13 protein-coding genes are annotated in these 13,194 nt (G+C 72.9%); 4 read left to right on the plus strand and 9 right to left on the minus strand.

The window, feature by feature from the left end; genetic code table 11:
- Window positions 1-12 precede the first annotated feature (12 nt).
- Window positions 13-1,002: a substrate-binding domain-containing protein gene (locus Q1A09_RS06600; RefSeq protein WP_299952752.1), complete on the minus strand. Its 990-nt coding sequence runs from the start codon at window positions 1,000-1,002 to the stop codon at window positions 13-15.
- Between the two features lie 297 nt (window positions 1,003-1,299).
- Here Q1A09_RS06600 and Q1A09_RS06605 point away from each other — a divergent pair, with 297 nt between their 5' ends.
- Together Q1A09_RS06605 and Q1A09_RS06610 are read left to right on the plus strand one after the other, a co-directional pair.
- Entirely contained in the window at window positions 1,300-2,355 is a 1,056-nt protein-coding gene (locus Q1A09_RS06605; protein ID WP_299953597.1) for a Glu/Leu/Phe/Val dehydrogenase, read from the plus strand.
- Window positions 2,356-2,565: 210 nt separating this feature from the next.
- On the plus strand, window positions 2,566-2,781 hold the full coding sequence (locus Q1A09_RS06610; protein WP_299952754.1) for a DUF3073 domain-containing protein: 216 nt from the start codon (window positions 2,566-2,568) through the stop codon (window positions 2,779-2,781).
- 142 nt (window positions 2,782-2,923) lie between these two features.
- Here the strand turns inward: Q1A09_RS06610 and purM are convergent, their stop codons facing one another.
- The 4 genes from purM to Q1A09_RS06630 form a co-directional block, all read right to left on the minus strand.
- Window positions 2,924-3,994 carry a phosphoribosylformylglycinamidine cyclo-ligase gene (purM, locus tag Q1A09_RS06615; RefSeq protein ID WP_299952756.1) on the minus strand — a complete coding sequence of 357 codons (1,071 nt, stop codon included), beginning with the start codon at window positions 3,992-3,994 and terminating at the stop codon, window positions 2,924-2,926.
- Entirely contained in the window at window positions 3,991-5,547 is a 1,557-nt protein-coding gene (purF, locus tag Q1A09_RS06620; RefSeq protein ID WP_299952758.1) for an amidophosphoribosyltransferase, read from the minus strand. The genes purM and purF overlap by 4 nt, the downstream gene beginning before the upstream one ends.
- A 212-nt stretch (window positions 5,548-5,759) precedes the next feature.
- Window positions 5,760-6,371: an MBL fold metallo-hydrolase gene (locus Q1A09_RS06625; RefSeq protein ID WP_299952760.1), complete on the minus strand. Its 612-nt coding sequence runs from the start codon at window positions 6,369-6,371 to the stop codon at window positions 5,760-5,762.
- Window positions 6,372-6,447: 76 nt separating this feature from the next.
- Entirely contained in the window at window positions 6,448-7,539 is a 1,092-nt protein-coding gene (locus Q1A09_RS06630) for an S-(hydroxymethyl)mycothiol dehydrogenase (RefSeq protein ID WP_299952762.1), read from the minus strand.
- Window positions 7,540-7,775: 236 nt separating this feature from the next.
- Here Q1A09_RS06630 and Q1A09_RS06635 point away from each other — a divergent pair, with 236 nt between their 5' ends.
- Window positions 7,776-9,191 carry an OFA family MFS transporter gene (locus Q1A09_RS06635; RefSeq protein WP_299952764.1) on the plus strand — a complete coding sequence of 472 codons (1,416 nt, stop codon included), beginning with the start codon at window positions 7,776-7,778 and terminating at the stop codon, window positions 9,189-9,191.
- Complete coding sequence (locus tag Q1A09_RS06640; RefSeq protein WP_299952765.1) at window positions 9,188-9,310, plus strand: hypothetical protein; 123 nt, start codon at window positions 9,188-9,190, stop codon at window positions 9,308-9,310. Before Q1A09_RS06635 ends, Q1A09_RS06640 begins: the two co-directional genes overlap by 4 nt.
- 144 nt (window positions 9,311-9,454) lie before the next feature.
- Here the strand turns inward: Q1A09_RS06640 and Q1A09_RS06645 are convergent, their stop codons facing one another.
- The 4 genes from Q1A09_RS06645 to purS are packed head-to-tail and all read right to left on the minus strand — an operon-like array spanning window position 9,455 to window position 13,151.
- Window positions 9,455-9,883, minus strand: a complete 429-nt coding sequence (locus Q1A09_RS06645; protein ID WP_299952767.1) for a sterol carrier family protein — start codon at window positions 9,881-9,883, stop codon at window positions 9,455-9,457.
- Window position 9,884: 1 nt separating this feature from the next.
- The gene (purL, locus tag Q1A09_RS06650) at window positions 9,885-12,224 is read right to left on the minus strand and encodes a phosphoribosylformylglycinamidine synthase subunit PurL (protein ID WP_299952770.1); all 2,340 of its coding nucleotides are present in this window, start codon (window positions 12,222-12,224) and stop codon (window positions 9,885-9,887) included.
- Complete coding sequence (purQ, locus tag Q1A09_RS06655) at window positions 12,221-12,892, minus strand: phosphoribosylformylglycinamidine synthase subunit PurQ (RefSeq protein ID WP_299952772.1); 672 nt, start codon at window positions 12,890-12,892, stop codon at window positions 12,221-12,223. The genes purL and purQ overlap by 4 nt, the downstream gene beginning before the upstream one ends.
- A gap of 10 nt (window positions 12,893-12,902) precedes the next feature.
- Window positions 12,903-13,151: a phosphoribosylformylglycinamidine synthase subunit PurS gene (purS, locus tag Q1A09_RS06660; RefSeq protein ID WP_036336369.1), complete on the minus strand. Its 249-nt coding sequence runs from the start codon at window positions 13,149-13,151 to the stop codon at window positions 12,903-12,905.
- Window positions 13,152-13,194 lie beyond the last annotated feature (43 nt).

Genomic DNA, 13,194 nt, shown 5'->3' on the forward strand with positions numbered 1-13,194 from the left:
GGCTGGTGGCGCTCAGCGGGTCCCCGCCGATGCGAGCTCGGCGATCTCGTCGACGTTCTCGCTGTCGACGATCCCCGGACCGGTGAGCACCGCCTGGCCGCCGCCGACGGTGTTCAGGTTCTCCGCGTACAGCTTGAGCATGACGATCGGCAGGTAGCCCTGCTCGAACTGCTGCTGGTCGACCGCGAAGGAGACCGTGCCGTCCTGGATGGCGGAGATGACGTCGCCGTTGAGGTCGAAGGTGGCGATCTCGACGTCGGCGCCGGCGTCGGAGGCGGCGGCCGCCGCGACCGAGGCCACCGCGGAGTTCAGCGTGAGCACCGCGTCGATCGAGTCGTCGCTCTGCAGCTGCGAGGTGATCGTCGACTGCGCGGACTGCAGGGCGTTGACGTCCACCTGCAGCAGCCGGACGTCGGTGCCCAGCCCCTGCGAAGCACCCGCGCAGCGCTGCTCCAGGCCGATGTTGCCGGCCTCGTGCACCACGCACAGCACGTTCTGCGCACCGTCGGCGGCCAGCCGCTGCCCGGCGCCCACGCCGGCGACCGTCTCGTCCTGGCCGACGTGGCCGATCGCGCCGAACTCGGTCGACTGGGCGGCGCCGGAGTTGATGGTGACCACCGGGATGCCGGAGTCGACCGCGGCGGAGATGGAGTCCTGCAGGGCGTCGGGGTTGGCCATCGAGACGACGATGCCGTCGACGTCCTGGTTCACCGCGGCCTCGATCAGCTGCGACTGCCGCTGCGGGTCGCCGTCGCTCTGGTAGTCGACCCCGACCCCCAGGTCCTCGCCGGCGGCCTGCGCGCCGTTCTGCACGACGTCCCAGAACGCGTCCCCGGCCGAGCCGTGGGTGACGACGGCGAAGTCGAGGTCACCCGACGCCGAGGTGCCACCACTGTCGCCACCGCTGTCCGCCTCGCCGCCCCCGGAGTTCTCGGTGGAGCAGCCCACGAGCAGCAGGGGGGCCGCCAGGGCGAGTGCGAGCAGCCGGGTGGGTCGAGCCATGGTGTGCCAGTTCCTCAATGTCGTCGCTCCTGTGTGGCGGCGCAGCACTGCCCCGCTGGTCCTGCTCCCCCGCGCCCCTGGACTCGGGACGTCGGGGGGAGTCTGCGGCACCAGGGTGCGCCGGCGCCTGTCGTCAGCCCCTGATCATGCCCGCTCGCGCCGCCGGACACGGCACTGACCTCCCGATCGACACCAGCTCGTTGTCCGGCAGCCCCCTCCTGGTCCGGGCCCGGCCCCGCGCGGGCGCACGCGCGCGTGGGTCGGCGGCCGCGCGCCTAGGCTGCCGTCGTGGACGTGATGGCCTCCGGGCATGAACAGGTCGTCTTCTGCTCCGACCCGGAGTCGGGGCTGCGCGCGGTGATCGCGGTGTACTCCACCGCGCTCGGGCCGGCGCTGGGCGGCACCCGCTTCTTCCCCTACGCCTCCGAGGAGGCCGCGGTCGCCGACGCGCTCGCGCTCTCCAGGGCGATGGCCTACAAGAACAGCCTGGCCGGCCTGGACCTGGGCGGCGGCAAGGCGGTGATCATCGGCGACCCGCGCACCGACAAGACCGAGGCGCTGCTGCGGGCCTACGGCCGGTTCGTGGAGAGCCTGGGCGGCCGCTACCTGACCGCCTGCGACGTGGGCACCTACAACGCCGACCTGGACGTCGTCGCCCGGGAGACCCGGTTCGCGCACGGCCGCTCCGAGGCGTTCGGCGGCTGCGGCGACTCCTCGGTGCTCACCGCCTTCGGCGTCTTCCAGGGCATGCGCGCCGCCGCCCAGCACCGCTGGGGCGCCCCCACGCTGGCCGGTCGCACGGTCGCGGTGGCCGGGGTGGGCAAGGTCGGCAGCTGGCTGGTCGACCGGCTGGTCGCCGACGGCGCGTCGGTCCTGGTCACCGACGTCGATCCCGGCGCCGTGGCGCGGGTGCGCGCCCGCCACCCGCAGGTGACCGCGGTCGCCGACACCGAGACCCTGGTGCGCACCCCGCACGACGTCTACGCCCCGTGCGCCCTCGGTGGCGCCCTGGACGACGAGACGGTCGCCGCCCTGCCCGCTCAGATCGTCTGCGGCGGGGCCAACAACCAGCTGGCCCACGAGGGGACGGCGCAGCAGCTGGTCGACCGTGGCGTGCTGTACGCCCCCGACTACCTGGTGAACGCCGGCGGGGTCATCCAGGTCGAGGACGAGCGGCACGGCTTCTCCTTCGCCCGGGCCGAGTCGAAGGCCACCTCGATCTTCGACGTGGCGCTCCGGGTGTTCGCCGCCGCCGACGCCGAGGGGGTCTCCCCGGCGGTCGCCGCCGACCGGCTCGCCGAGGAGCGGATGCGTTCCGTCGGCCGGCTGGCGACCATCCGGCTGCCCCGCTGAAGCCCGCCACGACGGGCCTCCGACCGCCTCCTGACTGAGACCCCGGTCACGGAACACCTCCGGATGAGGGGGCTGGGGGGTGGGACGCGTGCCCGTGACCGATCCGTGTCGTAAGCTCGGCCCAGGACACAGTCACTCAGTCGGGGTCGCCACACGGGCCGTCCAGCCCAGTGCTGGGCGACCCGAACTCCGTCACGAGGGGGTCGAGCCATGGGGCGCGGCCGAGCGAAGGCCAAGCAGACACGCGTGGCCCGTGAGCTCAAGTACAGCTCACCCAACACCGACCTCACGGCCTTGCAGCGCGAGCTCGCTGGTCAGCCGTCATCGTTCCCCTCCCGGGGGCCGAAGGACGACGACGAGGAAGAGCCGTATGCCGGTGCTTGGTCACAGGACGACGAGGACGACGACTGGGCTGCCAGCCGTTGACCAGCTGAGCCCCCGGGCCCGGTAACTCGTTCGAGGACGACGCCATGACACCTCCGGGTGCCGCGGCGTCGTCCTGCGTGTGCACTCAGAACGGCGTCAGCCCCGCACCGACCTCCGGGTCAGGTGCGGGGCTGCTGCCGGTTCAGCGGTAGGTGCCCACCAGCCGGGCACGGTCCGCGCCGTCGGCGGCCGGGCCGTCCGCGGCACCGATCGTGCCGGCCACCCACGCGGGCACCCCGCGCTCGGTCAGCAGCGCGACCGCCCGGTCGGCGTGCTCCGGGGCGACGGCGGCGATCATGCCCACGCCGCAGTTGAAGGCCCGCTCGGACTCCGCCCGCGGCACACCGTGCTCCTCCAGCAGCCGGACGGCCGGGGGCAGTGCCCAGCTGCCGCGGTCCAGGACGGCCTCCAGGCCGGCCGGCACGACACGCGCGGTGTTGCCGGCCAGCCCGCCGCCGGTGATGTGCGCGTAGGCGTGCACCGTCTCCACGCCGAGGGCCTCGACCAGGGCCAGGCAGTCCAGCGCGTAGATGCGGGTCGGCTCGAGCAGCTCCTCGCCCAGCGGCCGGGTCAGCCCGGCGGGGGTGGCGGTGAGGTCGAGCCCGGCGCGGTCCACGACCCGGCGCACCAGCGAGTAGCCGTTGGAGTGGAACCCCGAGGACGCCATCGCGATGACCGCGTCGCCGTCCCGGACCCGCTCGGGGCCGAGCACCGAGTCGGCCTCGACCACGCCCACCGCGGTGGCGGCCAGGTCGTACTCGTCGGGGTCCATCAGGTCGCCGTGCTCGGCGGTCTCGCCGCCGACCAGCGCGGCACCGGCCTGGGTGCAGCCGGCGGCGATGCCGGTGACGATGGCGGCGATCCGCTCCGGCACCACGCGGCCGCAGGCCACGTAGTCCTGCAGGAAGAGCGGCTCGGCGCCGCAGGCGACCAGGTCGTCGACGACCATGGCGACCAGGTCGATGCCGACGGTGTCGTGCCGGTCCAGCGCCCGGGCCAGGGCGATCTTGGTGCCCACGCCGTCGGTGGAGGAGGCGAGCAGCGGCTTGCGGTACTTCGCCGTGTCGAGGGCGAAGAGGCCGGCGAAACCGCCGAGGCCGCCGACGACCTCGGGGCGGTTGGTCTTCTCCACCGCCGTGCGCATCAGGGTGACGGCGCGCTCACCGGCGTCGATGTCGACGCCGGCGGCGGCGTAGGTGTACTCGCCGCTCACGGCCGGCTCAGCGCGTCGTCGGCGCCGCCGGGCAGCGAGGGGCTGCCGGCCTGCTGACCGGTCCAGCCGGTGACCGCGGCCGCGGGCTCCAGCGCCCGGCGGCCGATGCCCTCCAGCACGTGCTTGCCCAGCACCTCCGGCTCGGCCAGCGGGATCGGGTACTCCCCGGTGAAGCAGGCGGTGCACAGCCGGTTGGCCGGCTGCTCGGTGGCGGCGATCAGCCCCTGCTCGGAGACGTAGCCCAGCGAGTCGGCGTTGATCGAGGCGCGCACCCCGTCGACGTCCAGGCCGTTGGCCACCAGCTCGGCCCGGCTGGCGAAGTCGATGCCGTAGAAGCAGGGCCACTTGACCGGCGGCGAGGCGATCCGCACGTGCACCTCGAGCGCGCCGGCCTCGCGGAGCATCCGGATCAGCGCGCGCTGGGTGTTGCCACGGACGATCGAGTCGTCCACGACGACCAGACGCTTGCCGCGGATGACGTCGCGCAGCGGGTTGAGCTTCAGCCGGATGCCCAGCTGGCGGATCGTCTGGCTGGGCTGGATGAAGGTGCGCCCCACGTAGGAGTTCTTCACCAGGCCCAGGCCGTAGGGGATGCCGGATGCCTCGGCGTAGCCGACCGCGGCGGGCGTGCCGGACTCGGGCACCGGGATGACCAGGTCGGCCTCGACCGGGTGCTCCTTGGCCAGCCGGCGGCCGATCTCCACCCGGGCGGCGTGCACGCCACGGCCGGCGATCGTGGTGTCGGGCCGGGCCAGGTAGACGTACTCGAAGACGCAGCCCTTGGGGTCGGCGGGCGCGAAGTGCTGGCTGCGCAGGCCGTCCTCGTCGATGGCGATCAGCTCACCGGGCTCGACCTCACGGACGAACGAGGCGCCGCAGATGTCCAGTGCGGCCGTCTCGCTGGCCACCACCCAGCCCCGCTCGAGCCGGCCGAGCACCAGCGGCCGCACGCCCTGCGGGTCGCGGGCGGCGTACAGCGTGTGCTCGTCCATGAAGGTGAAGCTGAACGCGCCCCGCAGCCGCGGGAGCACCTCCATCGCCGCCGCCTCGACCGACACGTCGGGCTTGGCCGCGATCAGCGAGGTGACCAGGTCGGAGTCGTTGGTCGCGACGAACGCCCCGGCCACGCCCTCGTCGGCCGCGGCGCTGGCCAGCTCGGCGGTGTTCACCAGGTTGCCGTTGTGACAGAGCGCCAGGCCGGTGCCGGCACCCGTGGTGCGGAAGGTCGGCTGGGCGTTCTCCCAGGTGGAGGCGCCGGTGGTGGAGTAACGGGCGTGGCCCACGGCGATGTGGCCGCGCAGGCTGCCCAGCGTCGGCTCGTCGAAGACCTGGCTGACCAGGCCCATGTCCTTGTAGACCACGACGGAGGAGCCGTCGGACACCGCGATGCCGGCCGCCTCCTGACCGCGGTGCTGGAGGGCGTACAGGCCGAAGTAGGTCAGCTTCGCGACCTCCTCCCCCGGGGCCCAGACCCCGAAGACGCCACAGGCGTCCTGGGGACCAGGGGAATGGGGGTCGAGGTCGTGCGTCAGCCGTCCGTCACCGCGAGGCACCCCCAGAGAGTACCGGCTGCGCCGTCCCCGCCCGGGTGGGACCGATCACTCGGGTGGGGACGGCGCCGTCCGAAACGGCAGCTCAGCGGCCGGGACCGCCCGGCCCCGCCCAGGAACTCGCCCCGAGCCCGGGTGGCCCCGCTCCGAGGCTCACTGCGGGCGTGCGCGCGGTGACCGAGAGCGGGGTCCTTCCCGAGGGACGAGGTCCTCCGTCAGGCGATGTTGCCCAGCTCGGCGTCGATCGTGGTGTCGTCGCCGTGCCCGGTGTGCACCACGGTGTCGCCGTGCAGTGACATCAGCCGGCTGCGGATGGACTGCAGGATGGTCGGCTTGTCGCTGAAGGACCGGCCGGTGGCCCCGGGCCCACCGCAGAAGAGCGTGTCGCCGGTGAAGACGGTGCGCAGGTCGGCCGCGTGCAGGCAGGTGCTGCCCGGCGAGTGCCCGGGGGTGTGCAGCGCCTCCACCGTGACACCGGCGACGGTGAACCGGGTCCCGTCGACCAGGTCGCGGTCCGGTGCGGTGTCGGGGTGGACGACGTCCCACAGCATCCGGTCGGCCGGGTTGAGCCAGATCGGCGCGGCGGTGGCCTCCCGCAGCGCGACGGCTGCGGTGAGGTGGTCGTTGTGGCCGTGGGTGAGCACGATCGCGGTCACCCGCCGTCCGCCGATCGCCTCGACGATCGGCTCGACCCGGTGCGGGGCGTCGACGACCAGCACCTCGTCGTCGTCCCCGACCAGCCAGACGTTGTTGTCGACGTCGAAGTCCTGCCCGTCGAGGCTGAACACGCCGCTGACGACGGCCTTCTCGATCCGGGCTGCGCTCATCGCTCGACTCCGCACTCGTTCCGCTCCTCGGTCGCCGGCGCTCCCTGCGATGCTCGCTCGCACGTCGTCACCGCGGTCACTCGTCGAACACCACGACGGAGCGCAGGACCTCACCGGCATGCATCTTCTCGAAGGCCTGCTCGACCGCATCCAGGCTGATCGTCTCGGAGACGAACGCATCCAGGTCGAAGCGACCCTGCAGGTAGAGGTCGATCAGCATCGGGAAGTCCCGGGAGGGCAGGCAGTCGCCGTACCAGGAGGACTTGAGCGCCCCACCGCGGCCGAAGACCTCGATCATCGGCAGCTCGATCGTCATCGTCGGGTTGGGCACCCCGACCAGGACGACGGTGCCGGCCAGGTCGCGGGAGTAGAAGGCCTGCTCGTAGACGGCGGGGTGGCCGACCGCGTCGATGGCGACGTCGACGCCGAAGCCGCCGGTCAGCTCGCGGATCCGGGCGACCGGGTCGGTCTCCTTCGAGTTGACCGTGTGGGTGGCGCCCATGCCGCGGGCCCACTCCAGCTTCCGGTCGTCGATGTCGACGGCGATGATCGTGGTGGCGCCGGCCAGCTTGGAGCCGGCGATCGCCGCGTCACCCACGCCGCCGCAGCCGAAGACGGCCACCGAGTTGCCGCGGGTGACCCCGCCGGTGTTGATCGCCGCCCCGACGCCGGCCATCACGCCGCAGCCGAGCAGGCCCGCGGCCGTCGGCGGGGCGGCCGGGTCGACCTTGGTGCACTGCCCGGAGTGCACCAGCGTCTTCTCCACGAACGCGCCGATGCCCAGCGCCGGGGACAGCTCGGTGCCGTCGGCCAGCGTCATCTTCTGCGCGGCGTTGTGGGTGTCGAAGCAGTACCAGGGCTTGCCGGCGGTGCAGGCCCGGCACTCGCCGCAGACCGCCCGCCAGTTCAGCACCACGTAGTCGCCGACCGCCACGTTGGTGACGCCCTCGCCGACCGCGGAGACGACACCGGCCGCCTCGTGCCCCAGCAGGAACGGGAACTCGTCGTTGATCCCTCCCTCGCGGTAGTGCAGGTCGGTGTGGCAGACCCCGCACGCCTGGACGTCGACGACGGCCTCTCCCGGCCCCGGGTCGGGGACGATGATCGTCTCGATGGTGACCGGGGCACCCTTGCTCAGGGCGACGACGCCCTTGACCTCGTACGGCATGCCGTCAGCCTAGGGACGGCGGCCCGATGGGCGCCCGTCGCGCCCACTGGCCGGGAGCCTGGTGGTTGCGTCTGCAACGAATTGGTCTCGTCCTCACCCGGATGAGGGCGAACGACGTCCTGATGTGCTCGGCGCGTCGTACCGTCCCTGCGGTCGCGACGGAGGTCACAAGGAGTGTGTCTCGCGCGGCTGGCTCGTCCGACCGGCCGCGCCGTCACGTCACCTCGGAGGTCTCCGTGGCAGTACCCAGCTTCCTGGCCCGGGAGCGCATCATCGCGAAGCCCGGGTTCAACCGATGGCTCATCCCCCCGGCAGCACTCGCCGTGCACCTGTGCATCGGCCAGGCCTACGCCACCAGCGTCTACAAGGCCGCGCTCGTCTCGCACTTCGACTCGACCCTGACCGCGATCGGCGTCATCTTCTCCATCGCCATCGTCATGCTGGGCCTCTCGGCCGCCGTCTTCGGCACCTGGGTCGACCGCAACGGCCCCCGTGCCGCCATGTTCACCGCCGCCTGCTTCTGGTCGGCCGGCTTCCTCGTGGGTTCGCTGGGCATCGCGACCGAGCAGCTGTGGCTGGTCTACCTCGGCTACGGCGTCATCGGCGGCATCGGCCTGGGCATCGGCTACATCTCGCCGGTCTCCACGCTGATCAAGTGGTTCCCGGACCGTCCGGGCCTGGCCACCGGCATGGCGATCATGGGCTTCGGTGGTGGGGCGCTCATCGCCTCGCCGCTGTCCCGCCAGCTGATGAACTGGTACGACCCGGCCTACGACGGCACGGTCGGCACCACCCCCAGCGGCAACTCGGTCGCCGGCCTGTTCCTCACCCTCGGCCTGGCCTACCTGGTCTTCATGATGTTCGGCGCCTTCATCGTCCGCGTCCCGGCCGATGACTGGAAGCCCACCGGCTTCGACCCCTCGACGGTCAAGCAGAAGGCCCTGGTCACCACCGAGAGCGTCTCGGCCGCCAACGCCATCAAGACCCCGCAGTTCTGGCTGCTGTGGACCGTGCTGTTCTGCAACGTGACCGCCGGCATCGGCATCCTCGAGCAGGCCAGCGGCATGATCCAGGACTTCTTCCGCGAGGGCGGCACCTCCGCCGTCGCCGCGGCCACCGCCGGTGGCTTCGTCGGCCTGCTGTCGCTGTTCAACATGGGTGGCCGCTTCGTGTGGTCGTCCACGTCGGACTTCATCGGCCGCAAGGGCATCTACATGGTGTACCTGGGCGTGGGCCTGGTGCTCTACGTCCTGCTGGCCACCGTCGGCAGCAGCGCGGTCTGGCTGTTCGTCGTCCTCGCCGCGATCATCATCAGCTTCTACGGTGGTGGCTTCGCGACCATCCCGGCCTACCTGCGTGACCTCTTCGGCACCTACCAGGTCGGCGCCATCCACGGCCGGCTGCTGACCGCCTGGGCCGCCGCCGGCATCGCCGGACCGCTGATCGTCAACGGCGTCCTGGACTCCCGGGGCACCGTCGGCGAGCTCGTCGCCGCCGACTACCGGCCCGCGCTGTTCATCATGGTCGGCCTGCTGGCCGTCGGCTTCGTCGCCAACCTGCTGGTCAAGCCGGTGGCGGCCAAGTGGCACCAGCCGCACGCCACCAACCCCGCCACCGCCCACGCTGACCCCGAACGGAGCACCGCACGATGAGCGAGAAGAGCAGCACGCCGACCGGTCTCGTCGCCTTCGCCTGGGCCCTGGTGGGCCTCCCGCTGGCCTACGGACTGGTGCAGACCATCCGCACGGCCAGCTCGCTGTTCACCGGCTGACCCAGCCCGCACCAACCACAGCGCCCCCTCTGCCACCTGGCAGAGGGGGTGCTGTCGTTCCACGCACGGGATCCCGGCCGGAGGCCGTCTCCGGGAGGAGTTGCGGCCGGCGGCTCCCGTGAGGAGCGGAGGAAGCGGCTCGGCTCAGCCGGGGGACGGCCCCTGGCCGCGGTGCGGCCCGGAGGGGCGCGAGGAGAGCGGGCGCAGCGGCAGGTGCTCGGAGAGGTCGGCACGGTTGCCGCTGGCGCTGACCCGCCCCGCGGCGACCGCATCGGCCCAGGAGAGCGCCCCGGTCGCCAGCCGCAGCCAGGTCGCGGCGTCGGTCTCGATGACGTTGGGCGGGGTGCCGCGGGTGTGCCGCGGCCCGGGGATGCACTGGACGGCGACGAACGGCGGCACCCGCACCTCGACCGAACGGCCGGGCACGAACTGGGCCAGCCAGCGGGCCGAGGTCTTCACCGCAGCCCCCAGCACCGCGCGGGAGGGCTGCTCACCCTCCCCCGCCAGCCAGGCCGCCGTGGGGGCCACGGCGGCCCGCAGGTCCTCGGCGGAGATCGGCGGGACGCCGGCCACGTCAGCTGGTCGGGACGGTGCCCACCGGCACGGTGCCCACCGCGACCTCCGGGCTGCCGAACAGCGCCGGCAGGGTCGCCGTCCAGGCCGCCCGCAGCTCGTCCAGCGGCAGCTCCAGCAGACCGTCCAGCACCAGGGCGTCGCCACCCGTCGTGCCGAGCTCGGTGACCGGCACGCCCGCGGCCTCGGCGGCGGCACGCACCGCCGCCGGGTCGGTCGTGGTGACCACGACGCGGGCCACGGACTCGCCGAACAGCGCCGCCGTCGGGTCACCGGGCACGCTCAGCCGGGCGCCGGTGCCGTACCGCAGCGCCGACTCGGTCAGCGCCTGGGCCAGGCCGCCGTCGGCCAGGTCGTGCGCGGAGCTGACCAGCCCGTCGGCCGACAGTCCCGCCAGCAGCTCGCCCAGGGACCGCTCGGCGACCAGGTCCAGCCGGGGCGGCAGCCCGCCCAGGTGGCCGTGGACGACCGCGGCCCACGCCGACCCACCGAACTCCGCACGGGACTCGCCCAGCAGCAGCACGGACTCCTCAGCGGCCCGCCAGCCGGTGGGCACCCGGCGGGTGACGTCGGCGTGCACGCCCAGGACGCCGATGACCGGCGTCGGGTTGATCGCGACGTCACCGGTCTGGTTGTAGAGGCTCACGTTGCCGCCGGTGACCGGCAGGCCCAGCTCGCGGCAGCCGTCGGCCAGGCCGCGGACGGCCTCGGCGAACTGCCACATCACCTCGGGGTTCTCCGGGGAGCCGAAGTTCAGGCAGTTCGTCACCGCCAGCGGCTTCGCCCCGGAGACGGCGACGTTGCGGTAGGCCTCGGCCAGGTTCAGCTGCGCGCCGGTGTAGGGGTCCAGCCGGGCGAAGCGGGCGTTGCCGTCCAGGGACAGCGCGATACCCAGGTTGCTGGACTCGTCGATCCGCAGCACGCCGGAGTCCTCGGGCTGGGCGAGCACGGTGTTGCCGCGCACGTAGCGGTCGTACTGCTCGGTGACCCAGCTCTTGTCCGCGCCGTCCGGGCTGGAGACGATCGCCAGCCAGTCGGCCCGCAGGTCGGTCGAAGACGACGGCGGGGCGTCGGCCTGCAGTGCGTCCAGGTCGGCCGGGCGGGCCATCGGGCGCTCGTAGCGCGGTCCCTCCAGGGCGACGGTGCGCGGCGGGACGTCGACGATCCGCTCGCCGTGCCAGTCGATGGTCAGCCGCTCGCCGTCGGTGACCTCACCGATGACGGTGGCCAGCACGTCCCACTTGGCGCAGACGGCGAGGAAGGCCTCGACCTTGCCCGGCTCGACGATCGCGCACATCCGCTCCTGCGACTCGCTCATCAGGATCTCGGCGGGGGTGAGCGTGGAGTCGCGCAGCGGGACGGCGTCCAGGTCGATCGCCATGCCGCCGGACCCGGCCGCGGCCAGCTCGCTGGTGGCACAGGAGATGCCGGCGCCGCCGAGGTCCTGGATGCCGGTGACCAGGCCGGCGGCGAAGATCTCCAGGCAGGCCTCGATCAGCAGCTTCTCGGTGAACGGGTCACCGACCTGCACGGCGGGGCGCTTGGCCGGGCCCTCGGCGTCGAAGGTCTCGCTGGCCAGCACCGAGACGCCGCCGATGCCGTCGCCGCCGGTGCGGGCCCCGAAGAGCACCACCTTGTTGCCGACGCCTTCGGCCTTGGCCAGCTGCAGCTCCTCGTGCCGCAGCACGCCGACGCACAGGGCGTTGACCAGCGGGTTGCCGGCGTAGGTCTCGTCGAAGAGCAGCTCGCCGCCGATGTTGGGCAGCCCCAGGCAGTTGCCGTAGCCGCCGACCCCGGCGACCACGCCGGGCAGCACCCGGGCGGTGTCGGGGGCGTCGGCGGCGCCGAAGCGCAGCGAGTCCATGACCGCGATCGGCCGGGCGCCCATGGTGAGGATGTCGCGGACGATGCCACCGACCCCGGTGGCCGCGCCCTGGTAGGGCTCCACGTAGCTGGGGTGGTTGTGCGACTCGACCTTGAAGGTGACCGCGTAGCCCTCGCCGACGTCGACGACGCCGGCGTTCTCGCCCATGCCGACCAGCAGTGCGTCGCTCTTCGGCAGGTCGCCGAAGCGGCGCAGGTGCACCTTGGAGGACTTGTAGGAGCAGTGCTCGCTCCACATGACCGAGTACATCGCCAGCTCGGCGGTGGTCGGCCGGCGGCCGAGGATGTCCCTGATGGAGGCGTACTCGTCGTCCTTGAGCCCCAGCTCGGCGAAGGGCTGCGCGGTGTCCGGCGTGCGTGCGGCGCGCTCGACGGTGTCCAGGTCGGGCATCGACCGGACGGCGGCGTCGGCCGGGCCGTCGGCGGCGTGCGGGGTCGACGTCACGTCGGCGCTCACGCGGCGACCATCGCGGTCAGCACGGAGGTGAAGAAGCCCAGACCGTCGACCGAGGGCCCGGTGAGGGCCTCGACCGCGTGCTCCGGGTGCGGCATCAGCCCGACCACCCGGCCGTCGGCACTGGTGACGCCGGCGATGTCGCGCGAGCTGCCGTTCGGGTTGCCACCGACGTAGCGCACCACCACCCGGCCCTCGCCCTCCAGCCGGTCCAGGTCGGCGTCGGCGGCGACGTAGCGGCCCTCGCCGTTCTTCACCGGGACGACGATCTGCTGGCCCTGCTGGAACGACGTCGTCCACGCGGTGTCGGCGCGCTCGACGAGCAGGCCCTGGTCGCGGTTGCGGAAGTGCAGGTGGCTGTTGCGGGTCAGCGCCCCGGGCAGCAGGCCGGCCTCGCAGAGCACCTGGAAGCCGTTGCAGATGCCCAGCACCGGCAGGCCGCCGTGCGCCGCGGCCACGACGTCGGCCATGAGCGGCGAGCGCGCGGCGATGGCACCGGCGCGCAGGTAGTCGCCGTAGGAGAACCCGCCCGGCAGGACGACGGCGTCGACGTCCTTCAGGTCGTGGTCGCCGTGCCAGAGGGCGACGGGCTCGGCGCCGGCGAGCCGCACGGCGCGTGCGGCGTCGACGTCGTCCAGGGAACCCGGGAAGGTGATGACACCGATGCGCACTGGGTCTCTCTCAGTCGGTGGTGCGAGCGGGCAGGTGCAGCTCGACGTCCTCGATGACGGGGTTGGCCAGCAGCGTCTCGGCGATCTGGCGCAGCTCGGCCTCGTCGGGTTCGCCGTCGACCTCGAGCACGAAGTGCTTGCCCTGACGGACGCTGCGCACCCCGGTGTGACCGAGGCGCCCGAGGGCGCCGAGGACGGCCTGCCCCTGGGGGTCGGAGATCTCTGGCTTCAGGACGACGTCGACGACCACCTGGGACACGCCGATGAGGGTACCGGCTGCCGAACGGCTGCCGACACCACGC

This window comes from uncultured Modestobacter sp. (genome assembly GCF_947486615.1).
Taxonomy (GTDB): domain Bacteria; phylum Actinomycetota; class Actinomycetes; order Mycobacteriales; family Geodermatophilaceae; genus Modestobacter.